The following is a 22,538-nucleotide window of genomic DNA, read 5'->3' as shown; positions in this document are numbered from 1 at the left end:
GCGGATGATCAAGTTGGGCCGCGGTAACTGTGTGCAAAGTCTCATTTGCTTAATGGGGGTAGGGCAGCGCGCCCAATCTAGGTAAACTGTCGGGCTTTAGTATTTCTATGCGGACACCAGCGCACCATGGGCACCCTTTCGGTCAATCAGAACAAACTGCAAAAACGTCTGCGTCGTCAGGCTGGCGAAGCCATTGCCGACTACAACATGATCGAAGATGGCGACAAGGTAATGGTGTGCCTATCGGGCGGTAAAGACAGCTACACCATGCTCGACGTGTTGCTGCACCTGCAGAAAGTCGCGCCGATCAAGTTTGAAATTGTCGCCGTGAACATGGATCAAAAGCAGCCCGGCTTTCCCGAGCACGTGTTGCCAGCCTATCTGGACTCCATTGGTGTGGCGTACCACATCGTCGAGAAAGACACCTACTCGGTGGTCAAGGAAAAGATACCTGAAGGCAAAACGACGTGCTCGCTGTGCTCGCGCTTGCGCCGAGGCACGCTGTATACCTTTGCCGATGAAATCGGTGCGACGAAAATGGCGCTGGGCCATCACCGGGACGACATTCTGGAAACCTTCTTCCTCAATATGTTCTACGGCGGCACCTTGAAGGCCATGCCGCCCAAGCTGCGTTCAGATGATGGGCGCAATGTGGTGATTCGTCCGCTGGCCTACTGCAACGAGGCGGATATCGAAGCCTATTCGACGTTGAAAGAGTTCCCGATCATTCCGTGCAACCTGTGCGGCTCGCAGGAAAACCTGCAACGTCAGGTGGTCAAGGAAATGCTGCAGGAGTGGGAGCGTAAAACCCCGGGACGTACCGAGATCATGTTCCGCGCCCTGCAGAACATTGTGCCTTCGCAACTGGCTGACCGGGAGTTATTTGACTTCGCCAGCTTGAAGATCGATCAGGGGGCGACGCCACGGTTTGTGGATGTGATGAACCTCTGAGGAACCGCCTTGGGCAGCAAGCAACAGCCGGCAGCGCTCACACAATTCACAAAGGTAATGCATGCGCGACTACAAGTGGCTCCATGAATATTGTCTAAACCGTTTTGGCTCCGCCGCCGCGCTTGAGGCGCACTTGCCTCGGCCTGAGTCGGCTGAACATCTGCGTAGCATCAGTGATGACCGCTATCTGTCGGTGATGAGCTTGCGAGTGTTCCGCGCAGGCTTGCGGCACAGTGTGATAGACGCCAAATGGCCCGCATTTGAGCAGGTTTTCTTTGGGTTCGACCCGGAAAAAGTGGTGCTGATGGGCGCCGAGCGTATTGAAAACCTGATGCAGGATGCGCGCATTATTCGTCACTTGGGCAAGCTCAAGAGCGTGCCACGCAATGCCCAGTTTATTCTCGATGTGCGCCACGAAAAGGGCAGCTTTGGTGAGCTGATCGCCAGCTGGCCGGTGACGGATATCGTTGGCCTGTGGAAGTACATCGCCAAGCACGGCGCGCAAATGGGTGGTTTGTCGGCGCCACGATTTTTACGCATGGTCGGTAAAGATACCTTTGTACCGACCAATGACATGGTCGCGGCGCTGAATGCGCAGGGCATTATCGACAAGGTCCCGACCAGCCTCAGGGATTTGGCAAAGGTGCAGGCGGCGTTCAATGCCTGGCATGAGCAAAGCGGGCGGCCGTTGTGTCAGTTGTCTACGATGTTGGCCTACACGGTTAATCATTGAATGCGACCATTTGCCGCGGCGGCAGGGGTGGATGATGCTGAGCGAAATCGAACAACTGGCCCAAGCCTTTAAATGCGCCGAGCGCGTGCTGATTATCACGGGTGCGGGGCTTTCAGCGGATTCCGGCCTGCTGACCTATCGTGGCGTTGGCGGCCTGTATAACGGCAATACCGACGAAGGTGTGCCCATCGAAGTCGCGCTTAGCGGGCCAATGCTGCAGCGCGACCCGGCGTTGTGCTGGAAGTACCTGGCTGAACTGGGTCGGGCCTGCCTTGGTGCGCAGCCTAACGCAGGGCATCAGGCCATCGCCGAGCTGCAAAGGCTCAAGCCACAATGCTGGCTGCTGACCCAGAATATCGATGGCTTCCATCGTGCCGCAGGCAGCCCTGTAGAGCGGCTGATAGAGATTCACGGCCAGCTTGCGCCATTGTATTGCCAGGCATGTGGGCTGCAGGATAATCAACTGGCCGCTCGTTTGGAGCAGGACTTACCGCCTCTTTGTCGGCAGTGCGCAGGGCTGATGCGCCCGCCGGTGGTGTTGTTTGAAGAGATGCTGCCGGAAAAAGCCATCGCCATGCTCTATCAACAGTTGGCCGAGGGCTTTGATTTGGTATTGAGCATCGGCACCAGCGCCAGTTTCGCGTATATTGCCGAACCGGTGCTGCGAACCCGGGCCATTGGTGGCTTCACGGCGGAAATAAACCCTTCGCGAACCGACCTGAGCGACGCTGTTGATGTCTACATAGCCGGGAAGGCCTTAGATGTTTTGCCGCAACTGCTAAGTCACATTTCGGGCGATAGAATTTGCAAATCGACGCCATAGAAGGCATAGTCTCGCGAATTTATTAAATTCGACACGGCTGTGCCCATGCTAAAACGCTTCGCACCCCTCGTGCCTATTGCACTTACGGTTCTTCTGGCAGCCTGTGCTAGCCAGGCACCGCAACCACCAGTCAATCAGCCTGAGCCTCTGGCTGAGGCAGTTAATCCGGCGACGGAAGATTTTACTGATTTCACTGATGCGCTTGCTGCGCAGAAGTCTTATCAGTTGCCGCAACTGGCCGACAGTATTCTCGAACATGGTCTTTCCTTGGTTGGTACGCGTTATCGCTGGGGCGGTAGCAGCGTCAAGTCAGGCTTCGATTGCAGTGGCTTTATCGGCTATTTGTTCGAAGAAGAAGCGGGCATGCAGTTACCGCGCTCCACCCGCGAAATGATCAATCTTGATGCGCCTATTGTTAAGCGTGATGAGTTGGAACCGGGTGATGTGGTGTTCTTCAGCACCAACGGTCGCGGCCGTGTAAGCCATGCCGGGATTTACCTGGGTGATGATCAATTTATCCACTCTGCCAGCCGGCGCAGTGGCGGGGTCCGGGTTGACAGCCTGCAAAGCCCCTACTGGAAGCGAAACTACATGGAAGCCAAACGCGTACTGGCGATGGCTTCAACCGGGCAGGGAGTTACTGTTCGTTAAGTTGTGTGTGCAAAGGCGCTTCGGCGCCTTTTTCATTTTGGTGGTACTGGTTTTCTGCGGGCGCTTGGCCCGGATGGGTCGTACTGTTTTTTCACTTTTTTGGCATCCGCAACCGCTGTTGCTGTTTGGGTTTCGTAATGCGCAGGTCTCTACTCAGTATTTTGTTTTGTTGCTTCTTTGGGCTCTTGGCCAGTTTTTCTGCGCAGGCCACAGAGAAACACCTCAGTGCGCAAAAGGCTTCTTTACCAAAAGCCGCTGCGGTGGTTGGCCGTGCGCAAGAATTGATCGGTGTGCCTTATCGCTGGGGCGGCACCAATGTTCGTCGTGGTTTCGATTGCAGTGGCTTGATTGTCTACCTCTTCGGTAGCGAGGCGAATATCCACCTGCCGCGTACCACAGCGCAGATGATCAAGATGAAGGCGCCCAAGGTTGCCAAGAACGACCTGCGTGCAGGCGATGTTGTGTTCTTCAATCACAATGGACGTGGGCGCGTCAGCCATATGGGCTTGTACATCGGCGAGGGGCAGTTCATTCACGCGCCACGCACTGGCAAGAGCATCCGTATCAGCAAGTTGGGCAGTGGCTACTGGTCGCGTCACTACATCGGGGCCAAGCGCTTCCTTAAAGGTGATGGCTCGCGGGACCAGCCGATGCTGGCTTCGCGTACTCGCTCTGAGCTGAATCACAAGGGTGGATTCTCGCGAACGGTGCTTTCAGCACATAAAGCTTCGCGCAGCCAACCTGTGCTCGCATCACGCTCACGCTTGCGTCATAAGCGATAGCGCGGCAGAGTAGGCGCATTAGGGAATAAGGTGCGCCTCGCATGACTCGAACGATCCGCATTGCATTGCTATCTCTTGCAGCGCTGCTCAGCGCCTGCTCCAGTCATCCCCCGACACCGCAACCTGTCCCGCGAATAACCAACCCCGCCGCCAATGGTAATGCTGACGATGTACTGATCCGAGCGATTGGCTTGGTCGGTACGCCATACCGCTATGGCGGCAATACGCCCGACGGCGGCTTCGATTGCAGCGGCCTCATAGGCTTCGTCTACCGGGATGTTGCTGGTATCAGCCTGCCGCGCACCACCAGCCAACTGAGTCGGATGCGCGGGCAAAATGTCAGTCGCAACAACCTGCAAAGTGGCGATCTGGTGTTCTTTGCCACCAGTGGCGGCAGCAAAGTCAGCCATGCGGGCATTTATGTGGGTGAGGGCCGCTTTGTACATGCGCCTTCCAGTGGTGGCACTGTGCGCCTCGACAGCCTGGCTAACAGCTATTGGCAGGGTGTCTACCTGGATGCCAAGCGGGTATTTAGCCCTGAGCTTGCGCATAACCTGTAGGCAGCCAGCGTGTTAGGGAGCCCGCTTATTGAGAGCCGGAAAGATAATGACCAATCGAACGCTCAATCTTGATGAGTCCCTTTACCAATACCTGCTCGATGTATCGCTGCGTGAATCGGAGTTGCTTAAACAATTGCGTGACGAAACTGCCGGGCTGGCCAATGCGCGCTGGCAAATAGCGCCTGAGCAAGGTCAGTTCATGGCGCTGCTGGTCCAGTTGCTCGCACCCAGGCGCATCATCGAGGTTGGCACCTTCACTGGTTACAGCGCCATTTGCATGGCTCAGGCAATGCCCGCCGGCGGTCAACTGATCTGCTGCGACTTGCCAGCAGACTACAACGCCATTGCCGAGCGCTATTGGCAGCAAGCTGGGGTCAGTGGATGTATTGAGCAACGCCTGGCGCCAGCCTTGCAAACCCTGGCCGAGCTAGAAGCTCAGGGGCTAGCCGAGACCTTCGATATGATTTTTATCGATGCCGATAAAGCCAATTATCCCGAGTATTTCGAGCGTGGCTTGCGGTTGCTCAAACCGGCTGGCCTGCTGCTTTTTGACAATACCCTGTGGAGTGGACGAGTGCTTGAGGTGGCGCCGCAAAGCGCGGATACCCGTGCAATCCAAGCGCTAAACCTGCAGCTTAAAAATGACAGACGAATTGATTTGTCGATGCTGCCGCTGGGCGATGGGCTGACGCTCTGTCGCAAGCGCTAAACACTGTAGAGATAGTCCGCTATGCCTGAACCGCTTCGCTTGCCCACGCAGCCATCTGCCTGTGAGCTGTGCGCGCGCAATGCCCCCTTGACTCGCCATCACTTGATCCCCAAGTCTCTGCATAACAAAGCCTATGTGCAAAAGCGCTACGCCAAGAGCGAGCGCATCACTGCAACCTTGTGGCTGTGTCGTGCCTGCCATAACCAGGTGCATCGCTTATTCACCGAGAAGGAGCTGGCGTTGACTTACAACAATAAGGAACGCCTATTGAGTGATGAGCGCCTGAGTACCTTTGTTGCCTGGTTGGCGGCCAAGCCTGCGGGTTTTCATCCCCGTCACTGACCCGTCTTGATGGTTTTCCAGCGAAGTCAGGCAATCGCATGTTGTTCGCGCATTGTTGTTTGACCTTCTGCTCGCAAGTCACTACTCTGCGCGACTTGCTTCAGGTGCCCTGTATTTACAGGGTGAAACAGGGAAGTCGGTGCGTTTCGCGTGTCCACGCCTAACAATTCCGACGCTGCCCCCGCAACGGTAAACGAGTCAAACCAAACGCTTTTTCAACCACTGTGCATTCGCATGGGAAGGTGCGTTTGTAGCTGTGCTGGCAACAGTACGCTGCTCGTAAGCCCGGAGACCGGCCTGTCGCATGTTCACGGCATCGCGGAGGGCTTTGTCGGGCGTAGTACCCTCTGTACGTTCTTGCGTGCCTGTGGTTTATGCCTCTGCTGTTCTCCGTATGCCTTTCCCAGCCTATGTCGCACGGGTGAGAGCGGCGGAGCATACACAATGAAGAGCAAGTCCTTTTTGACGTCGGCAGCAGTCGTGCTGTGCGGCGTTTCCAGCGGTTCCCAGGTTTTCGCAGCAGAGCCGAACCAGCTTGACGATACCGTGGTTACCGCCACGCGCACGGCGCAAACGGCCGAACAGAGCCTGTCTGCCGTCACCGTCTTCGATCGCGCGGAGATCGAGCAAAGCCAGGTCAATTCCGTTCCTGAACTATTACGCAAGGTCCCGGGTGTTTCACTGGCCAATAACGGCGGGCCGGGCAAGTCGACCTCGCTGTTTATGCGCGGCACAGAGTCTGACCATGTGTTGGTGATGATCGACGGGGTCAAGATCGGCTCTGTCAGTTCAGGCGGCGCAGCCTTGCAGGATCTGCCACTTGAGCTGATCGAGCGGATTGAAGTGGTGCGCGGTCCACGTTCCAGCCTTTATGGCTCGGAAGCCATTGGTGGGGTTATCCAGATCTTTACCCGCAAAGGCCAGAGTGGCGGCGCCAAGCCATTCTTCTCGGCGGGTTACGGCACCCACGACACTTACACCGGCAGCGCGGGTGTTTCTGGTGGCGATGACAAGGCCTGGTACAGCGTTGGGGTCAGCAGTTCAGACACCGACGGCATCAACGTTAAATCAGCCAATGTCAGCGGTTATGAAAGCGACGACGATGGCTATCGCAACCTGTCGGGCAGCCTGAGTGCTGGTTATCGTTTCGATAATGGCCTTGAGCTTGACGGCAATGTGCTTAAAGCCAAGTCGCATAACGATTACGACAGTGTTAACCGCAGCCGCACTTCCGGTTTCAACGCCAATGCCGATGGCGAATCCAATGTCTATGGCGCCCGCGCCCGTTTCGCTCCGTTCGATATCTGGCAAGTCACCTTGCAAGCGGGGCGCAGTGAAGACAAGTCCGATGCCTATACCGACGGTAGCTTCAATTCGCGCTTTGACAGTCGCCGCGATACCGCCAGTTGGCAGAACGACCTGAGCATTGCCGAGGGCCAAACCCTGACCCTGGGGACTGACTACCAACGCGATGAAATCAGCGGCAGCACCGATTACGACAGTGACTCGCGTGACAACAATGGCTACTTCATCCAGTACTTGGGCGATGTGGGGCGCCATGACTGGCAAGTGGCATTGCGCCGCGATGATAACGAGCAGTTCGGTGATCACCAGACCGGCAACGTCGCTTATGGCTTTGCCCTGACCGATTGGTTGCGCAGCACTGTCAGTTACGGCACTGCGTTTAAGGCTCCGACTTTCAACGAGTTGTATTTTCCCGATTATGGCAATCCAAATCTGGATGCTGAAACCTCGGAAAGCCTGGAAATAGGCCTGACCGGCCAGCACGCCTGGGGACATTGGTCGGTTAATGCTTTCCGCAATGAAATTGACGACCTGATTGCTTACGACTCCTCGGTTCAGGGCCCGTCAAACGTCGATAAAGCCCGCATCAATGGTGTTGAGCTAGTAGTCGCCAGTCAGTTGCTGGGGTTCGACTGGAGCGCCAACTACACCCTGATGGACCCGGAAAACCAATCGAGCGGAGCCAATGATGGTAACGAATTGGCGCGCCGGGCCAAGCAACTGTTCAACCTTGACGTTGATCGCCGGATTGGCAAGTTCAGCATCGGCGGCACTGTGCACGCTGAAGGGCAGCGTTATGACGACTTGGCCAACACCAAGGAGCTGTCGGGGTTCGCCACGGTTGACCTGCGCGGTGAGTATCGCCTGACCGAGGAATGGCGCCTGCAAAGCCGGGTGGCAAACTTGCTCGGTGCCGATTATGAAACTGCCGAAGGCTACAACCAGCCAGGGCAGGCTGTGTATTTCAGCGTGCGTTACCAAGCGCTCTAGCGGACAAAACTGCCCAGAACGTCCCAGGGCGTTTTGGGCTACCAACAGGAGAAGAAGATGAACCTTTCACCGCGTAACCAGTTGCTGGTCGGCATTGCACTTGCTGCCTTGATGGCCATGACCCGAGGTCAGCATTTCGCCACGGTCAACCTGCCCAGCGCATCCTGGGCTGTGTTCTTTCTGGCGGGTGTGTTGCTTAAACCGCGTTGGGTATTTCCTGCACTGTTTATCGAGGCGTCTTTGCTCGATATGGCTGCCGTGCAATGGGCGGGCGTGAGTGACTGGTGCATGTCTCCCGCCTACTGGATGCTGGTTCCAGCCTACGGTTCACTCTGGTTGGGTGGCCGTTTGTATGCTGGCATGCACCGCCAACAGTTGAGCAACCTGCTGTTGCTGGCAGCTGTTGTCTCGGTGAGTGCCTTTGTTTGTTACCTGTTTTCCGGTGGTGGCTTTTTGTTCTTCTCGGGCCGTTACCCGGATCCAAGCCTGGCTCAGTTGGGCGAGCGCATCGCGGTTTACTACCCACGTTATCTGACCACTTTGGCTTTGTATGTGGGCGTTGCAAGCGTCTTTTATATCGGTCTGCATGCAGCGTTCGCCGGGCGTAAATCTGAGGTGCAGTCATGAGCGAGTCAACTGAGCGCGATGCCCGGCATAAGGCGCGAATGGAGCGCAAGAAAGCCCTGATCGACGAAAAAATCGCTCAGGCCCAAGATGAATATGGCCTGTTGTTGGTGCATACCGGCAACGGCAAAGGTAAAAGCAGTTCTGCGTTTGGCATGGTCGCCCGGGCCTTGGGCCACGGCTATAAAGTCGGTGTCGTGCAGTTCATCAAGGGGGCGGCGAGCACGGGTGAAGAAAGCTTCTTCCGGCGTTTTCCAGATGAAGTCAGTTATCACGTAATGGGCGAGGGATTCACCTGGGAAACCCAGGATCGTCAGCGCGACATCGAAAAAGCCCGTGAAGCCTGGGCGGTTGCCGCGCAGTTACTGCAGGATCCAGACGTTGCACTGGTGGTACTCGATGAACTCAATATTGCGCTGAAGTACGGCTACCTTGAACTTGAAACCGTGCTGGCCGATATCGAAGCCCGGCCGCTGTTGCAGCATGTGGTCGTCACCGGACGCGGTGCTTTGCCGGGAATGGTTGAAGCGGCGGATACCGTGACCGACATGACGCTGGTCAAGCATGCCTTCAAAGCGGGGGTGAAGGCGCAGAAAGGGGTTGAGTTTTGACTGCCCGCCAATGCCCGGCACTGTTGATCGCCGCGCCTGCTTCCGGGCAAGGCAAGACCACGGTTACCGCTGCGCTGGCACGTTTGTATTCGCGCCAAGGCAAACGGGTTCAGGTGTTCAAGTGCGGTCCGGACTTTCTTGACCCGATGATCCTGGCGCGCGCCTCTGGCCAGCCGGTGTACCAGTTGGATTTATGGATGGTTGGCGAGGCCGAGAGCCGCCGTTTGTTGTGGCAAGCGGCTGGCGATGCCGATTTGATCTTGATCGAAGGAGTCATGGGCCTGTTCGATGGTTCGCCTTCGGCTGCTGATCTTGCCCGCCACTTTGCGGTGCCGGTCATGGCGGTCATCGACGCCTCGGCCATGGCGCAGACCTTTGCCGCATTGGCTCATGGGCTGGCCAGTTTCCAGCCTGGCTTGCCATTTTCCGGGGTTTTGGCCAATCGCGTTGGCAGCGAGCGTCATGGACATATTCTGGCCGATGCATTGCCTGAGTCGATTCGTTGGTATGGCGCCTTGCCGCGCAGTGCCGATATCGAGCTGCCAAGCCGACACCTGGGGTTGGTGCAGGCCGATGAGTTGGCGGATCTGGATGCTCGTTTAGATGCTGCGGCAGATGCGCTGGCAGCCAGTGCGCAGGTTGAGTTACCGCCACCGATTGAGTTTTCAGCACCTCAGGTGCATCCCGTCGAGCCCTTATTGGCTGGCGTGCGGATTGCCGTTGCGCGGGATGCTGCATTTGCCTTTTTGTATCAGGCCAACCTCGATGTTCTGCGCCAACTCGGCGCCAGCCTGTGCTTCTTTTCACCCCTTGAAGACAGTGCATTGCCCCAGGCCGATAGCTTGTATTTGCCCGGTGGCTATCCCGAGTTGCACTTGCAGCAACTGGCCGCAAACCAGGATATGGCCACGGCGATCAGGCAGCATCATGGCGCAGGCAAACCGCTGTTGGCCGAGTGCGGCGGCATGCTTTATCTGCTTGAGTCCCTGACCGACAAGCAAGGCGAGACCGGCACCATGTTGGGCTTGCTCAAGGGGCGGGCGACGTTGCAACCGCGCTTGACTGCGCTGGCCTTGCAAGAAGTCGAGTTGCCTGAGGGCGCGCTGCGTGGGCACAGCTTTCATCACTCCTCGCTTGAAGGCGAACTGCCTGAGATCGCACGTGGCGAGTGCCCCAATTACCGGCGTACCCGCGAGGCGGTTTACCGTCAGGGACGATTGACCGCTTCGTACATTCATTTCTACTTCGCCTCCAACCCGCGGGCAGTTGCTGAGCTGTTCCGACCATGACTGAGCATGCCTACAGCGCCGCAGAGCGTGCGGCGATCTATCGGGTGATTGCCGAGCGGCGTGATATGCGTCATTTCAGCGGCGGCCAGGTCGCTCCTGAACTGCTAGCCAAACTGCTTGAAGCCGCACATCAGGCACCGAGCGTAGGTTTGATGCAGCCCTGGCGCTTTATCCGCATTACCCAGGCGCAAACCCGCGAGGCGATTGCTGGGTTGGTCGAACAAGAGCGTGTGCGCACGGCTGAAGCACTCAATGAGCGTTCTGACGCGTTTATGCGGCTCAAGGTTGAGGGGATTCGCGAATGCGCCGAGCTGTTGGTCGTCGGGCTGATGGACCAGCGTGAGGCGCATATTTTCGGGCGCCGCACGTTGCCCGAGATGGATTTAGCCTCTGTCGCCTGTGCGATTCAAAATATGTGGCTGGCCGCACGTTCTGAAGGCTTGGGGATGGGCTGGGTGTCACTTTTTGATCCTGCTGCACTGGGCAAACTATTGGGCATGCCCGCTGGCAGTAAGCCGCTCGCCGTTTTGTGTCTTGGACCTGTAGAGGCGTTTTATCAGCAACCCATGTTGCAAGCACAAGGCTGGGCACAGCCACGCGAGCTGAGCGAACTGCTTTTTGAGAACCAATGGGGAGCATGATGGTCGGCCCACAACGCATCGTTTGTTTATCTACGGAAACCTGTGAAACCCTGTACATGCTCGGCGAGCAGTCGCGTATTGCAGGTATTTCCGGCTTCACTGTACGACCGCCGCAGGCGCGCAAGGAAAAGCCCAAGGTCAGCGGTTTTACCAGCGCTCGGCTGGAGATGATTATCGCCCTGCAGCCAGACCTGGTGCTTGGTTACAGCGACTTGCAGGCGGATATCGCTGCGGATCTGGCCCGTGCCGGGCTGGAGGTTCACCTGTTTAATCAACGTGATATCAATGGTTGTCTGCGCATGATCGAAACCCTTGGCGCGTTGGTACATGCCAATGATCGCGCCAGCCAGTTGGTCACTGAGTTGACGGCGGGTCTGCAGCAAGTTCGACAAGCTGCCGAACACTTGGCGTTTCGTCCAAAAGTTTACTTTGAGGAGTGGAACGAACCGTTGATCAGCGGTATTGGCTGGGTCAGTGAGTTGATCCAGCTGGCGGGCGGGGAAGACTGCTTTGCCGAACTGGGGCATTTCAAGGCTGCCAAACAGCGCATTATCGCCGATCCGAGCGAGGTGGTGCGCCGTGCTCCCGATCTGATTATTGGCTCCTGGTGTGGCAAGCGTTTTCGTCCTGAGCAGGTGGCTGCACGTTCTGGTTGGGAAAATATTCCGGCTGTGCGCAATCAACAGCTGCATGAGATCAAATCGCCAGATATCCTCCAGCCCGGTCCTGCTGCACTCACCGATGGCGTGCAGCAGCTACAGGCATTGATAAGAGGTTGCGTAGAAGCGCGAGGATGAGTTTGTTTTTTAGCACTGTTGCAGGCGTGGCGGCGGATGCAGTCTTTGGTGAGTCCAAAGGTTGGCATCCCTTGGTGGCTTTTGGTCAGTGGGCCGAGCGCATTGAGCAGCGGTTTAATCCGTCGGGCGCTGGCTGGCGCAGTCATGGTGTCAGCGCCTGGTGCCTTGCCGTGGTGCCGCTGACCTTCTTGGTCTGGTTGCTCAGCCAGGTGTCAGCCTTTGGCTGGTTTGTCGAAATTGCCGTGCTCTACATTGCCTTGGGCTTGCGCAGTCTGGGTGAGCATGCGCGGCCAGTCATACAGGCATTGCGCCTGGGGGATTTAAGCCAGGCCCGTGAGCGTGTGGGTTATATGGTGAGCCGCAATACGGCGCAGCTCGACGCGAATGGCGTGGCGCGAGCGGGAACCGAATCAGTGCTTGAGAATGGTAGCGACGCGGTGTTTGCAGCGCTGTTCTGGTTCATCGTCGCGGGGGCGCCCGGGGTAGTCTTGTATCGCCTGAGCAACACCCTGGATGCGATGTGGGGCTATCGTACTGAGCGCTATGAACGCTTCGGCTGGGCCGCTGCGAAGATTGACGATGCACTCAATTATGTTCCTGCGCGCCTGGTTGCCCTGACCTATGCATTGCTCGGCAATACGCGCCTGGGCTTGCGTTGCTGGCGTCAGCAGGCGCCACTGTGGGACAGCCCAAATGCGGGGCCGGTCATGGCGGCTGGGGCAGGTGCCTTGAATGTGCAACTGGGCGGTGCGGCGCAATATCGGGGCGAGACGCACCAGCGGCCTGATCTGGGTGCTGGGCCGCAGGCGCGTGCCGCTGATATCGAGCGGGCGCTTAATCTGGTTTGGGGTGGCGTGTTGCTTTGGCTGCTGCTGTTGGGCGCGTGGGAATTGTTCAGTGCTTGAGCACGGCGGACGCTTACGCCTGGCTGCGCTGCAATTCGGCATCGCGCTACCGGATTGGCTGGATCTGTCTACCGGTATTGCGCCCTATGGCTGGGCGCTGCCTGATATTCCTGCATCTGCCTGGCAACGCTTGCCAGAAACCGAAGATGGCCTGGAAGCTGCGGCACGTGATTATTATGGCTGCAGTACGCTTTTAGCCGTGGCCGGTTCGCAAGCGGCTATTCAGGCGCTACCCCGGCTACGCCGTAAATCGGTGGTCGGCATGTTGCCGCTGGCCTATGCCGAACATGCCGCCGCATGGCGCCGCCACGGGCACAAGTTGCTGAGCTTCAGCGAAGCCAGCATTCATCGCGCCATTGATCGCCTGGATGTGTTGGTGTTGGTCAATCCGAACAACCCGACTGGGCGTCTTATCGATCCTGAGCAATTGCTGGCGTGGCACGCGCGTCTTGCCGAACGCGGCGGTTGGCTGGTTGTGGATGAAGCCTTTATTGACTGCACCCCAGAGCAAAGCCTGGCCCGTTTTAGCCATTTGCGGGGGCTGATCGTACTGCGCTCGTTTGGCAAGTTTTTCGCCATGGCCGGTGCGCGTCTGGGCTTTGTGCTGGCGCAGCAACCCTTGTTGCAAGATCTGGCCGAGATGCTCGGGCCTTGGCCGATCAGTGGGCCGACCCGGGTGCTGGCAACGGCCTTGCTCAAGGATTTTGAGGGCCAGTCGGCGCAACGCCAACGCTTGATCAATGATTCGCGGCGCCTTGCTGAATTGCTGGCAAGCCAAGGTTTACCCGTTCTGGGCGGGTGCTCTCTGTTCCAGTGGGTTGCAACTGAGCGAGCCTCGCAACTGCATGAGTATCTGGCCAATCAAGGCATTTTGCTGCGTCACTTCCAGCAGCCGGAAAGCCTGCGTTTTGGACTGCCTGCCGATGAATCCGGCTGGCAGCGTCTGGCCGCTGCGCTTGAGGCATTCAACGAGAGTTTGCGATGAATAACAATCAGCCGCCGGGCGGCGCGACCTTGATGGTGCAGGGCACCACCTCCGACGCCGGGAAAAGCACCTTGGTGACTGCGCTGTGCCGCTGGTTGCGGCGCCAAGCAGTGAGCGTGGTGCCATTCAAACCGCAAAACATGGCGCTTAATAGCGCGGTGACTGCCGATGGTGGCGAAATAGGTCGCGCCCAGGCCGTGCAAGCGCAGGCCGCCGGCTTGGCGCCGCATACCGACATGAACCCGATATTGCTCAAGCCGAGCAGCGATACCGGCGCGCAAGTGATAATTCATGGCCGGGCGATCAGCAGCATGGATGCGCTGGCTTATCACGATTACAAGAAGGTCGCGATGAGCGCCGTGCTGGAGTCGCACCAGCGTTTGCGCAGCGCCTATCCGGTGGTCATGGTCGAAGGGGCTGGCTCACCGGCGGAAATCAATTTGCGTGAGGGCGACATCGCCAACATGGGCTTTGCCGAAGCGGTCGATTGCCCGGTCATCCTGATTGCCGATATCGACAAAGGCGGAGTCTTTGCCCATCTGGTCGGCACCTTGGCGCTGCTCTCGGAAAGCGAGCAAGCGCGGATCAAGGGTTTTGTGATCAACCGCTTTCGAGGCGACATCGCCTTGCTGCAACCTGGGCTCGACTGGCTCGAAGCGCGCACCGGCAAGCCGGTGTTGGGGGTGTTGCCCTACTTGATGGATTTTCACCTCGAAGCCGAAGATGCAATCGATACCCGGCAAATCAGTAAAACCGAGCAGGTACTGCGGGTGATAGTGCCGGTGCTGCCGCGCATCAGTAACCACACCGACTTTGACCCGCTGCGCCTGCATCCACAGGTCGAGCTGACCTTTGTCGGGCCGGGCCAGCCGATACCCAATGCCGATTTGATCATCCTGCCGGGCTCGAAAGCGGTGCGTGCCGACCTTGCATTCTTGTGTGAACAGGGCTGGGAGCAGGCCATTGCCAAGCACCTGCGTTACGGCGGCAAGGTGCTGGGGATTTGCGGTGGCTTGCAGATGCTCGGCAAGCAGATTGATGATCCCCATGGGCTCGAAGGCACGCCTGGCAACAGCGCGGGCCTGGGCTTGCTGGGTATCGAGACCGTGCTTGAGTCGCACAAGCAATTACGCAATGTGTCTGGGCGATTGCGGGCGAGCGGCGCGGCCATTAGTGGTTATGAAATTCATGCCGGTGTCAGCGTAATCGACCCTGTGCTGGCGCCCGCTATCGAGCTGGATGATGGCCGCAGCGACGGTGCCGTCAGCGCCGATGGGCAGATTCTGGCGACTTATCTGCATGGTTTGTTCGAGTCGCCATCAGCCTGTTCGGCGCTGCTGCGCTGGGCGGGCCTGAGCGAGGTCGAAGAGATCGATTATCACGCCTTGCGCGAGCGTGATATCGAGCGGCTGGCCGATATGGTCGAGGCGCATCTTGATTGCGCCGTGCTTAAAAACTTGTGCGGATTAAGCTGATGTTTATTTATCGATCTGGAGCCGCGCCATGCATGAATTAATTCTCGGCGGCGCTCGTTCCGGCAAAAGCCGTCTGGCCGAGCGCCTGGCTTCGGAATCTGGCATGGCGGTGACCTATATCGCCACCAGCGAGGCGCTTGATGGCGAGATGAGTCAGCGCATCGCTCATCATCGCCAGCGTCGCCCAGCACATTGGCAACTGATTGAGGAGCCGGTGCAGTTAGCCAAGGTTCTGCAGGAGCATGCTGCAGCGGATCGCTGTTTACTGGTGGATTGCCTGACGCTGTGGCTAAGCAACCTATTGATGTTGAACGATGATGCACGCTTGCATAGGGAAGTTGATCAATTGCTGGCCTGCCTTGAGGCAATACCTGGACGCGTCATTTTGGTGAGCAATGAAACCGGTCTCGGCGTGATTCCGCTTGGCGAGCTGACCCGGCGTTATGTCGATCAAGCGGGTTGGCTGCATCAGGCCTTGGCTGAACGCTGCCAGCGCGTGGTGTTTACCGTCGCCGGATTGCCAATGGTGTTAAAAGGAGCGGCGCTGTGAGCAAGTCATGGTTACAGCAGGCTTGTCGTCCGTTGGATGTGGACGCACAGCAGGCGGCGCAAGAGCGCCAGGCTCAACTGACCAAGCCTGCCGGTTCATTGGCTCAGCTTGAGCTGATTGCGGTCCGCCTAGCTGGCTTGCAGGGGCGCGAGAAACCCCGGGTCGAGAAGATCTGGATCAGCATCTTCGCGGCTGATCATGGTATTGCCAGTGAAGGTGTCTCGGCTTATCCGCAAGAAGTCACCGGGCAAATGCTGGGTAATTTTGTCGGCGGTGGCGCAGCCATTAATGTGCTGGCGCGTCAGCTGGACGCTCAGCTTGAAGTGATTGATCTTGGTACCGCGACAGCGCTTGACGCATTACCCGGTGTCCGTCATTTGGCGTTGGGGCCAGGCACCCAGAACTTCTTGCATGGGCCAGCGATGACTGCCGAGCACGTGACGCAGGCGTTGGCTGCCGGGCGTGATGCGGTGCTGCGCGCGCAAGCCGCAGGTACTGAGCTGTTTATCGCAGGTGAGATGGGCATTGCCAATACGACGTCCGCCTCGGCGCTGGCCTGTTGGTTGTTGCAATGCGATGCTTCGGCGCTGGTTGGTCCCGGCACGGGTCTGAATGCTGCAGGTGTGCAGCACAAAACTCAGGTAATCGACACGGCATTGGCGCTGCATCGTCCGCAGATAAACGACGTGGTTGATGGGCTGCGCCGCTTGGGCGGTTTCGAAATTGCTGCCTTGGCGGGCGCTTATCTGGCCTGTGCGCAGCAAGGCATTGCAGCGTTGGTCGATGGCTTTATCTGCACAGTGGCGGCCTTGGTAGCGCAGCAGTTAAATGCAGAGTGTGGGCGCTGGTTGTTCTTCGCTCATCGAGGGGCTGAGCCCGGGCATGGCAAGGTGTTGCACGCGCTTGATGGGCAGCCGTTGCTGGATATCGGTTTGCGCTTGGGTGAGGGCAGCGGCGCGGCCTTGGCAGCACCACTGCTGCGCATGGCCTGCGCGCTGCACAACGATATGGCGACTTTTGCTGAAGCGGCTGTCTCAGGGCGTTCGGCATGACCGTGCAGCTCGACCTGCTGCGACATGGCGAAACCGAGCAGGGCGGCGGCTTGCGTGGCTCGATTGACGATGCACTGACGGCCACGGGCTGGACCCAATTGCGTGAAGCACTGGCAACTACCCTGAGTGAACAGCAGGGCCAGCCGCTGTGGGACCGCGTGATCAGCTCACCGCTGCAACGTTGCGCGCGCTTTGCCGAAGAGGTCGCCCAGGCGCAGGGCATTCCCCTGAGTTTTGATGCAGCCTTGCAAGAGCTGCATTTTGGCGACTGGGAAGGCTTGAGCAGCGCCGAGGTCATGCAGCGAGACGCGCAGGGGCTTGGCCAGTTCTGGGCTGATCCTTATGCATTTACCCCGCCCAATGCCGAGCCTTTGCTCCAGTTTGAGGCGCGGATTCTCGCCAGTGTGCAGCGAATGCAACAGGCGCATTGCGGCGAACGTATCTTGCTGCTCACCCATGGCGGCGTGATGCGTTTGTTGCTGGCGCGGGCACGTGGCTTGCCGCGCAGCGATCTGATGCAGGTCAGTGTTGGCCATGCGCAACTGGTCAGGCTGGCGGTCGAACCGGACGGCACCTTGGGTGAGCGTCGATGAACGGATTGCTTATTGCGCTGCAGTTTCTGACCCGTCTGCCTGTCACCCTGAAGCAGATGCCCAGCGCCGAGCAGAACGGCCGCTCTGTGCTCTGGTATCCGCTGGTGGGCATGCTGATTGGCATTGTGTTGTGGCTGGCCCATTATCTGCTCGACGATGTGCCGGCGGTATTGCAGGCCGCGTTGCTGTTAAGCCTTTGGGTAGCGATGAGCGGCGGCCTGCACCTCGATGGCCTGGCTGACAGCGCGGACGCCTGGGCGGGCGGCTTTGGTGACAAGCAACGCACGCTTGAGATCATGAAAGACCCGCGCAGTGGCCCGATTGCCGTGGTGGCTTTGCTGTTGTTGCTGTTGCTCAAGTTTGCTGCGCTGATGGTCTTGCTCGGTGCCGCTTCAACTTCAGCGCTGTTGCTGGCGCCACTTCTGGCACGCAGTGCGCTGCCTTTACTGTTTTTAACCACGCCCTATGTGCGCAAGGGTGGCTTGGGTCAGGCGCTGTCGAGTCATTTGCCACGTCAGCACTTACCCTGGTTGCTGGCCGCGGTGGCTGGGGTGTCACTGGTATTTATCCCCGCTGCTTGGCTGGCACTGATAACAGCGGGGCTGGTTTTTGTCCTCTGCCGTCAGTTGATGCTCAAGCACCTGGGCGGTACAACTGGCGACACTGCGGGCGCCTTGCTCGAGATAATGGAGTGCGCAATAGTGGTGGTCTTGGGCTGCGCTGCTAGCTGACCGACACCTAGAAGGAAAGGATTTGCCTGTGTCTGCAAAAATCATCATCGCTCTGGTCGTTATTGTCAGTCTGGCGGCGCATTACTGGCTGTATCGCTGGGTGAAATTCAAGATCGACGAAGGGGTGATCCTCAAGTGCCTTGAGGATGCAAAGACCGCTTCAGGGCAAGCGCAATTGAGCAGCCAGTCCATTGCTCTGCAAACGCAGATGAAGCCGCAGCGCATCAACCAGGTTTGCCAGAAAAGCCCCAAGATTCAGCCTTCGCCAGGCACGGAGCAAAGCTGGCAACTTGTCTAGCCAAGCAAAACCTTCAGCCTATGTTCAGTTCGATTTAAGTTGCTTTTAGATTGATGCGGGTATATACCCGCATTTATGTTATCGACTCAATGCCTATGTACTCAGCTGCGCCGTGCGAGTCGCGGGGTCAGCAAGCTATACGACGATGCGCTCAGCGCCATCGGGATCAATGTTGCCCAGTATTCACTGCTTAAACATCTGCAGCGTCTGGAACAACCGAGCATCAGTGACCTTGCCCTGGCCATTGGCCTGGATCGCAGCACCCTGGGGCGCAACCTGCGTGTGCTGGAGACCAAGGGCTTGGTCGTGATGCAAGAGGGCGCCGATCAGCGTAATCGCATTGTGCAGCTGAGCGCCCATGGGGAACAGGTCATCAAGGCGGCGTTTGCTGCATGGCAAGGTGTCCAGCAGCTGCTCGTCGAGCGTATGGGGGCTGAGCAGGTGGATGAATTGAGCCACCTGCTAGCCAAGTTGCAAGCATTCGACTCGGACTTCGATTGAGCGCAGCTCACTGCGTATCCAGGAATTGATATGAATAATGTGTGGCGCAAAAGTGGTTGGATAATGCTTGGGGCTTCGTTGATCCTTGCGTTGTCGCTGGGTATTCGACATGGCTTTGGCTTGTTCCTGCCACCAATGAGCGCAGAATTTGGCTGGGGGCGCGAAGTCTTTGCCTTGGCCATTGCCCTGCAAAACCTGATCTGGGGCCTGACTCAACCTTTCACCGGCGCTATTGCCGACCGCTTTGGTGCGCAACGCACGGTGATTATTGGTGGCGTCCTGTATGCGCTGGGCCTGGTCTTGATGGGCTTTGCAGACTCATTGTGGTCGCTGTCGTTGAGCGCTGGCTTGCTGATTGGCATGGGCCTGTCTGCCACGTCGTTCTCGGTGATTCTAGGCGTGGTGGGGCGCGCTGTTGCGGTCGAAGATCGCAGCATGGCGATGGGTATAGCCAGTGCAGCAGGTTCATTCGGGCAGTTTGCCATGTTGCCGGGCACGCTTGGCTTGATCAGTTGGCTGGGTTGGTCGTCGGCATTATTGGCCCTGGGACTGCTGGTTGCGCTGATCGTGCCGCTGGCGAAGATGATCAAGGATGCGCCACTTCCGGCTCAGGTTGGCGATCAAAGTTTGCTTGAGGCGCTGCATGAAGCCAGTACGCACTCGGGATTCTGGTTGTTAGCCCTGGGTTTCTTTGTCTGCGGTTTCCAAGTGGTATTTATCGGCGTGCATTTGCCTGCGTATCTGGTCGATCAGCATTTACCGGCGCTGGTCGGTACCACTGTATTGGCGCTGGTTGGACTGTTTAATATTTTCGGAACCTACACCGCAGGTTGGCTCGGCGCCTCGCGTTCCAAGCCGCGACTGCTCAGTGCCTTGTACCTGGCGCGGGCAGTGGTGATAGGCGCCTTTATCTGGATGCCCCTTACGGTCTGGAGTGCGTATGCCTTTGGTATCGCCATGGGCCTTTTATGGCTTTCAACCGTACCTTTGACCAACGGTACCATTGCCACCATGTTTGGCGTGCGCAACTTGTCGATGTTGGGTGGGATCGTCTTTCTGTTTCACCAGCTTGGCGCATTTCTCGGCGGCTGGATGGGCGGCTATCTGTATGACCAGACGGGCAACTATGACCTGGTTTGGCAGATCTCGATTGGCTTGAGCCTGATCGCTGCGGCGCTTAACTGGCCGGTGCGTGAACAGCCGGTTGCACGTTTGCAAACTATACCGGCGGCTATATGAATAAGCCTTGGTTGATCCGGACTTGCCTGGCAATTGCTGGGCTGCTGCTATTGGCCTTGATTGGCTGGGGCTGGCTTCAGGGCGGGTTGGCAGTGTTGCAGCTAGGAGTGGGTATCTGCTGAAGGGTCGTTGGCTTGCAAGCACAGATTGCAGTAGGCGTTATGGGGCTGGTGTCGGGGGCGGTAGATTTGCGCGGCTTTCTTATTGTTGTTTGCGCCGCACAAATGGAGTGCTTAACTGCCGTGAATCAGAAGCGGTAAGTCACTTGCGCACCTAGACCGTGGGCGCTGTTTTCATAGGTAGAGCTGTAGTTGCCGCGCAGCGGATCGCTGTTGTCGAGCTTGGCGTCGTCTTCTTTGAGGTAGGAGTAAGCCACGTCGATGGTCATGTCATCGGTTGGGCTCCAGCCAGCACCCAGGCTGAAGATCTTGCGGTCGCCGGTCGGGATACGCGGCGAGCGGTGCGTGTTGTTGGCAGGCGACTGGTCGACAGCCAAGCCCGCGCGCAGCACCCACTGCTTGTTGAGCTTGTAGGCTGCACCAATGGCGTGGGCCCAGGTGTCGTGCCAGTCTTGCTCTTCGGTGATGGTTTCAAACGGAGCTGTTACGCCTTCGTTGTTGACCGTGATGTCTTCCAGGCGGCTCCAACGGGTCCAGGTGCTGCCTGCATAAACAGTCCACTGGTCGTTGATGTCGTAGGTCAGGGACATATCAACCGATTCAGGCGTGGTGATATCCAGGCCAGCGTCGTACTTGCCTTGGAAGCCGCTTAGCAGGCTGCCATCGGGCACGGATACCTTGGTGTCGCCATCAAGCTCGTAATCCACCTTGGAGTGATAAGTCACACCGGCACGTACGTGCTCGTTGAATTCGTAGAGCACACCCACGTTATAACCAATGGCGACGTCGTCCCCCTTGATTTTGACCTTGCCGTCTTCTGGCGTGAAGCTTGGGATTTTCGAGGTCAGTTCGCCGGAGATGTGGTTGATGGTTGGGCCAAAACCGATCGACAGATTGTCATTGAAGCGGTAGCTGACAGTGGGTTGCAGTGTGATGACCTGAACTTCGCTCTTGTCACCAAAATAACGTCCCTGGAAGTCGCTCTCGTAATCCGTTACCAAACCAAAGGGTACATACATGCCGATACCGAAACTGACCTTGTCGTCGATTGGCTTGACGTAGTAACCCATAGGCACGCCCACGACTGGCACCATATCGCCGTCGTTGCTGCCACTAAGGCTGCCATCGGCGTTTTTGATGTCGGTCTTGGCGATGACCACTGCGGCACCGGCGGAGACTTCTTCACGCTTGAGGCGAGACATACCAGCAGGGTTGCCGTACAGCGTGGTGGCGTCGTCGGCAGAGGAAGAGCGGCCAGCAAATGCAGTACCCATGCTGCTGATGCTTTGCTCATTGAGGGCAAAACCGCTGGCAAGGCTGTAGCTGGATACAACACTGATGGCTAAGGCCAAACTGCTTTTTAGAATTTTTTGGCTCACGGGAGGACTCCAAAGGGTAGCTGGGGAGCGCAAGCTAACAGGCTTTTTAGGCGTTTGCCAAGAGCAAAAGTTCAGTTGAAAAGTTGGGTTTTGTAGGACAATTTGTGGCGTTGTGCCGCTATCTTCGCTGAATGTGAACAGGCGTACACTGAGCTGAAATGACGCAAACCCTGACTATTCGGACAGTTTGGCAATATGTCAGGCAACTTGACCGAGCTGGCCGATGCAACGTTGCCATGCCTCAATAAAATCCTGCGCACGCCCCGTTGGTCGAAAAACATGGCGCCAAATTGTTGCCATGCCCGCCAGGTCATCAACTTCAGGCAGGGGGCGGTGTTCAATTTCAATCAGCATCCAGGCAATTGCAGTTGCATAGCGCAGGTTGACCGTGAGCTCTATATGCGGAGCATCGAGAAAGGCATGCTGGCTGGCCAGCCCACGGATCAGGCTGGCAAGGTCTGGGTCAAAAGCGAGATGGCAGTCCCAGAGTTGCTGATGGCGGGTTTCGGTAATACGAAACAGGCCATGGCCCAGGTTGTCATCGAGCTCCGAGCACAGGCTTGATTGACTGGCTGCAGCACCCAGAAGCAGGGCCTCTGCTGCTGGTGAGTAGTGGCCCAGATAGACCAATGTCGGGCGAATAACGTGCTGGCTTAGTTCACAGGCCGCAATTCCCATACCATCCTCACAAAATTGGAGACCGGTAGGGCGGGCGCTTGGCAGCTGGTTGTTCGTACAAAGGCTCTACCGGGGGCGGGTTTAGCCGCTCATGTTGAAGTGTAGTGCTACCTTTGAGTTGTAAAGGCCTGTTTTTAAATTGTTTTCTTCGCTCACAAAATATCTATATAGCACTTGGGAATTAACAAACCCGCTGATGTAGCGGGTTTGCCGGTCGTAGCGCTG

The 22,538-nt window shown here is 57.6% G+C and carries 26 protein-coding genes and 1 riboswitch; of the genes, 24 read left to right on the top strand and 2 right to left on the bottom strand.

Features of this window, described 5'->3' with window-relative positions:
• Positions 1–126 precede the first annotated feature (126 nt).
• From ttcA to AACY26_RS08125, 24 genes are all read left to right on the top strand, one after another.
• On the top strand, positions 127–951 hold the full coding sequence (gene ttcA, locus AACY26_RS08240; protein WP_339512835.1) for a tRNA 2-thiocytidine(32) synthetase TtcA: 825 nt from the start codon (positions 127–129) through the stop codon (positions 949–951).
• A 61-nt stretch (positions 952–1,012) separates the two neighbouring features.
• Positions 1,013–1,684 carry a DNA-3-methyladenine glycosylase I gene (locus tag AACY26_RS08235; protein WP_339512833.1) on the top strand — a complete coding sequence of 224 codons (672 nt, stop codon included), beginning with the start codon at positions 1,013–1,015 and terminating at the stop codon, positions 1,682–1,684.
• A 34-nt stretch (positions 1,685–1,718) separates the two neighbouring features.
• A complete protein-coding gene (locus tag AACY26_RS08230; protein ID WP_339512831.1) occupies positions 1,719–2,507 on the top strand; it encodes an NAD-dependent deacylase in 789 nt (262 codons plus the stop codon).
• A gap of 45 nt (positions 2,508–2,552) precedes the next feature.
• On the top strand, positions 2,553–3,158 hold the full coding sequence (locus AACY26_RS08225) for a C40 family peptidase (protein WP_339512829.1): 606 nt from the start codon (positions 2,553–2,555) through the stop codon (positions 3,156–3,158).
• A gap of 137 nt (positions 3,159–3,295) precedes the next feature.
• Positions 3,296–3,940, top strand: a complete 645-nt coding sequence (locus AACY26_RS08220; RefSeq protein ID WP_339512827.1) for a C40 family peptidase — start codon at positions 3,296–3,298, stop codon at positions 3,938–3,940.
• Positions 3,941–3,981: 41 nt separating this feature from the next.
• Entirely contained in the window at positions 3,982–4,500 is a 519-nt protein-coding gene (locus AACY26_RS08215) for a C40 family peptidase (protein ID WP_339512825.1), read from the top strand.
• Between the two features lie 46 nt (positions 4,501–4,546).
• Entirely contained in the window at positions 4,547–5,209 is a 663-nt protein-coding gene (locus AACY26_RS08210) for an O-methyltransferase (protein WP_339512823.1), read from the top strand.
• A gap of 21 nt (positions 5,210–5,230) precedes the next feature.
• A complete protein-coding gene (locus AACY26_RS08205) occupies positions 5,231–5,551 on the top strand; it encodes a hypothetical protein (protein WP_339512821.1) in 321 nt (106 codons plus the stop codon).
• 85 nt (positions 5,552–5,636) lie between these two features.
• Positions 5,637–5,866, top strand: a riboswitch (cobalamin riboswitch).
• Between the two features lie 129 nt (positions 5,867–5,995).
• Positions 5,996–7,846, top strand: a complete 1,851-nt coding sequence (gene btuB, locus AACY26_RS08200) for a TonB-dependent vitamin B12 receptor (RefSeq protein ID WP_339512819.1) — start codon at positions 5,996–5,998, stop codon at positions 7,844–7,846.
• A 57-nt stretch (positions 7,847–7,903) separates the two neighbouring features.
• Entirely contained in the window at positions 7,904–8,473 is a 570-nt protein-coding gene (locus AACY26_RS08195) for a hypothetical protein (protein ID WP_339512817.1), read from the top strand.
• Entirely contained in the window at positions 8,470–9,081 is a 612-nt protein-coding gene (cobO, locus tag AACY26_RS08190) for a cob(I)yrinic acid a,c-diamide adenosyltransferase (protein WP_339512815.1), read from the top strand. The genes AACY26_RS08195 and cobO overlap by 4 nt, the downstream gene beginning before the upstream one ends.
• Entirely contained in the window at positions 9,078–10,370 is a 1,293-nt protein-coding gene (locus tag AACY26_RS08185; RefSeq protein ID WP_339512813.1) for a cobyrinate a,c-diamide synthase, read from the top strand. The genes cobO and AACY26_RS08185 overlap by 4 nt, the downstream gene beginning before the upstream one ends.
• Entirely contained in the window at positions 10,367–11,011 is a 645-nt protein-coding gene (gene bluB, locus AACY26_RS08180) for a 5,6-dimethylbenzimidazole synthase (RefSeq protein ID WP_339512811.1), read from the top strand. The genes AACY26_RS08185 and bluB overlap by 4 nt, the downstream gene beginning before the upstream one ends.
• A complete protein-coding gene (locus AACY26_RS08175) occupies positions 11,008–11,808 on the top strand; it encodes a cobalamin-binding protein (protein WP_339513125.1) in 801 nt (266 codons plus the stop codon). Before bluB ends, AACY26_RS08175 begins: the two co-directional genes overlap by 4 nt.
• Positions 11,805–12,713, top strand: coding sequence for an adenosylcobinamide-phosphate synthase CbiB (gene cbiB / locus AACY26_RS08170; RefSeq protein ID WP_339512809.1), 909 nt, complete (start codon positions 11,805–11,807; stop codon positions 12,711–12,713). Before AACY26_RS08175 ends, cbiB begins: the two co-directional genes overlap by 4 nt.
• Positions 12,706–13,698: a threonine-phosphate decarboxylase CobD gene (gene cobD, locus AACY26_RS08165; RefSeq protein WP_339512807.1), complete on the top strand. Its 993-nt coding sequence runs from the start codon at positions 12,706–12,708 to the stop codon at positions 13,696–13,698. The genes cbiB and cobD overlap by 8 nt, the downstream gene beginning before the upstream one ends.
• Positions 13,695–15,173 carry a cobyric acid synthase gene (locus AACY26_RS08160; RefSeq protein WP_339512805.1) on the top strand — a complete coding sequence of 493 codons (1,479 nt, stop codon included), beginning with the start codon at positions 13,695–13,697 and terminating at the stop codon, positions 15,171–15,173. Before cobD ends, AACY26_RS08160 begins: the two co-directional genes overlap by 4 nt.
• Before the next feature lie 28 nt (positions 15,174–15,201).
• Positions 15,202–15,723 carry a bifunctional adenosylcobinamide kinase/adenosylcobinamide-phosphate guanylyltransferase gene (gene cobU, locus AACY26_RS08155; RefSeq protein WP_339512802.1) on the top strand — a complete coding sequence of 174 codons (522 nt, stop codon included), beginning with the start codon at positions 15,202–15,204 and terminating at the stop codon, positions 15,721–15,723.
• Entirely contained in the window at positions 15,720–16,775 is a 1,056-nt protein-coding gene (gene cobT, locus AACY26_RS08150) for a nicotinate-nucleotide--dimethylbenzimidazole phosphoribosyltransferase (protein WP_339512800.1), read from the top strand. The genes cobU and cobT overlap by 4 nt, the downstream gene beginning before the upstream one ends.
• Complete coding sequence (gene cobC / locus AACY26_RS08145) at positions 16,772–17,368, top strand: alpha-ribazole phosphatase family protein (RefSeq protein ID WP_339512798.1); 597 nt, start codon at positions 16,772–16,774, stop codon at positions 17,366–17,368. Before cobT ends, cobC begins: the two co-directional genes overlap by 4 nt.
• Positions 17,365–18,099, top strand: a complete 735-nt coding sequence (locus AACY26_RS08140; protein WP_339512796.1) for an adenosylcobinamide-GDP ribazoletransferase — start codon at positions 17,365–17,367, stop codon at positions 18,097–18,099. The genes cobC and AACY26_RS08140 overlap by 4 nt, the downstream gene beginning before the upstream one ends.
• A 28-nt stretch (positions 18,100–18,127) precedes the next feature.
• Positions 18,128–18,397, top strand: coding sequence for a hypothetical protein (locus AACY26_RS08135; protein WP_339512794.1), 270 nt, complete (start codon positions 18,128–18,130; stop codon positions 18,395–18,397).
• Positions 18,398–18,472: 75 nt separating this feature from the next.
• Complete coding sequence (locus tag AACY26_RS08130) at positions 18,473–18,898, top strand: MarR family winged helix-turn-helix transcriptional regulator (protein WP_339512792.1); 426 nt, start codon at positions 18,473–18,475, stop codon at positions 18,896–18,898.
• Positions 18,899–18,928: 30 nt separating this feature from the next.
• The gene (locus AACY26_RS08125; RefSeq protein WP_445261287.1) at positions 18,929–20,137 is read left to right on the top strand and encodes an MFS transporter; all 1,209 of its coding nucleotides are present in this window, start codon (positions 18,929–18,931) and stop codon (positions 20,135–20,137) included.
• A gap of 247 nt (positions 20,138–20,384) precedes the next feature.
• Here the strand turns inward: AACY26_RS08125 and AACY26_RS08120 are convergent, their stop codons facing one another.
• Together AACY26_RS08120 and AACY26_RS08115 are read right to left on the bottom strand one after the other, a co-directional pair.
• Positions 20,385–21,635, bottom strand: a complete 1,251-nt coding sequence (locus tag AACY26_RS08120; protein WP_339512790.1) for an OmpP1/FadL family transporter — start codon at positions 21,633–21,635, stop codon at positions 20,385–20,387.
• 198 nt (positions 21,636–21,833) lie between these two features.
• Positions 21,834–22,313 (bottom strand): hypothetical protein, encoded by a 480-nt coding sequence (locus tag AACY26_RS08115; protein ID WP_339512788.1) that lies wholly within the window; start codon positions 22,311–22,313, stop codon positions 21,834–21,836.
• Positions 22,314–22,538: the final 225 nt, after the last annotated feature.

Source organism: Pseudomonas sp. RL_15y_Pfl2_60 (genome assembly GCF_963970595.1).
GTDB lineage: Bacteria > Pseudomonadota > Gammaproteobacteria > Pseudomonadales > Pseudomonadaceae > Aquipseudomonas.
The sequence above is the reverse complement of the archived record's forward strand: the minus strand, read 5'-3'. Positions and strand labels throughout refer to the sequence as shown.

Coding starts and splice junctions, on each gene's coding strand:
- AACY26_RS08160 (WP_339512805.1), top strand. CDS start 13,695: ATGAATAACAATCAGCCGCCGGGCGGCGCGACCTTGATGGTGCAGGGC.
- cbiB (WP_339512809.1), top strand. CDS start 11,805: ATGAGTTTGTTTTTTAGCACTGTTGCAGGCGTGGCGGCGGATGCAGTC.
- AACY26_RS08125 (WP_445261287.1), top strand. CDS start 18,929: ATGAATAATGTGTGGCGCAAAAGTGGTTGGATAATGCTTGGGGCTTCG.
- AACY26_RS08225 (WP_339512829.1), top strand. CDS start 2,553: ATGCTAAAACGCTTCGCACCCCTCGTGCCTATTGCACTTACGGTTCTT.
- cobC (WP_339512798.1), top strand. CDS start 16,772: ATGACCGTGCAGCTCGACCTGCTGCGACATGGCGAAACCGAGCAGGGC.
- AACY26_RS08230 (WP_339512831.1), top strand. CDS start 1,719: ATGCTGAGCGAAATCGAACAACTGGCCCAAGCCTTTAAATGCGCCGAG.
- AACY26_RS08220 (WP_339512827.1), top strand. CDS start 3,296: ATGCGCAGGTCTCTACTCAGTATTTTGTTTTGTTGCTTCTTTGGGCTC.
- AACY26_RS08175 (WP_339513125.1), top strand. CDS start 11,008: ATGATGGTCGGCCCACAACGCATCGTTTGTTTATCTACGGAAACCTGT.
- cobU (WP_339512802.1), top strand. CDS start 15,202: ATGCATGAATTAATTCTCGGCGGCGCTCGTTCCGGCAAAAGCCGTCTG.
- AACY26_RS08205 (WP_339512821.1), top strand. CDS start 5,231: ATGCCTGAACCGCTTCGCTTGCCCACGCAGCCATCTGCCTGTGAGCTG.
- AACY26_RS08195 (WP_339512817.1), top strand. CDS start 7,904: ATGAACCTTTCACCGCGTAACCAGTTGCTGGTCGGCATTGCACTTGCT.
- AACY26_RS08115 (WP_339512788.1), bottom strand. CDS start 22,313: ATGGGAATTGCGGCCTGTGAACTAAGCCAGCACGTTATTCGCCCGACA.
- AACY26_RS08130 (WP_339512792.1), top strand. CDS start 18,473: ATGTTATCGACTCAATGCCTATGTACTCAGCTGCGCCGTGCGAGTCGC.
- btuB (WP_339512819.1), top strand. CDS start 5,996: ATGAAGAGCAAGTCCTTTTTGACGTCGGCAGCAGTCGTGCTGTGCGGC.
- AACY26_RS08210 (WP_339512823.1), top strand. CDS start 4,547: ATGACCAATCGAACGCTCAATCTTGATGAGTCCCTTTACCAATACCTG.
- bluB (WP_339512811.1), top strand. CDS start 10,367: ATGACTGAGCATGCCTACAGCGCCGCAGAGCGTGCGGCGATCTATCGG.
- AACY26_RS08215 (WP_339512825.1), top strand. CDS start 3,982: ATGACTCGAACGATCCGCATTGCATTGCTATCTCTTGCAGCGCTGCTC.
- cobO (WP_339512815.1), top strand. CDS start 8,470: ATGAGCGAGTCAACTGAGCGCGATGCCCGGCATAAGGCGCGAATGGAG.
- AACY26_RS08235 (WP_339512833.1), top strand. CDS start 1,013: ATGCGCGACTACAAGTGGCTCCATGAATATTGTCTAAACCGTTTTGGC.
- ttcA (WP_339512835.1), top strand. CDS start 127: ATGGGCACCCTTTCGGTCAATCAGAACAAACTGCAAAAACGTCTGCGT.
- AACY26_RS08140 (WP_339512796.1), top strand. CDS start 17,365: ATGAACGGATTGCTTATTGCGCTGCAGTTTCTGACCCGTCTGCCTGTC.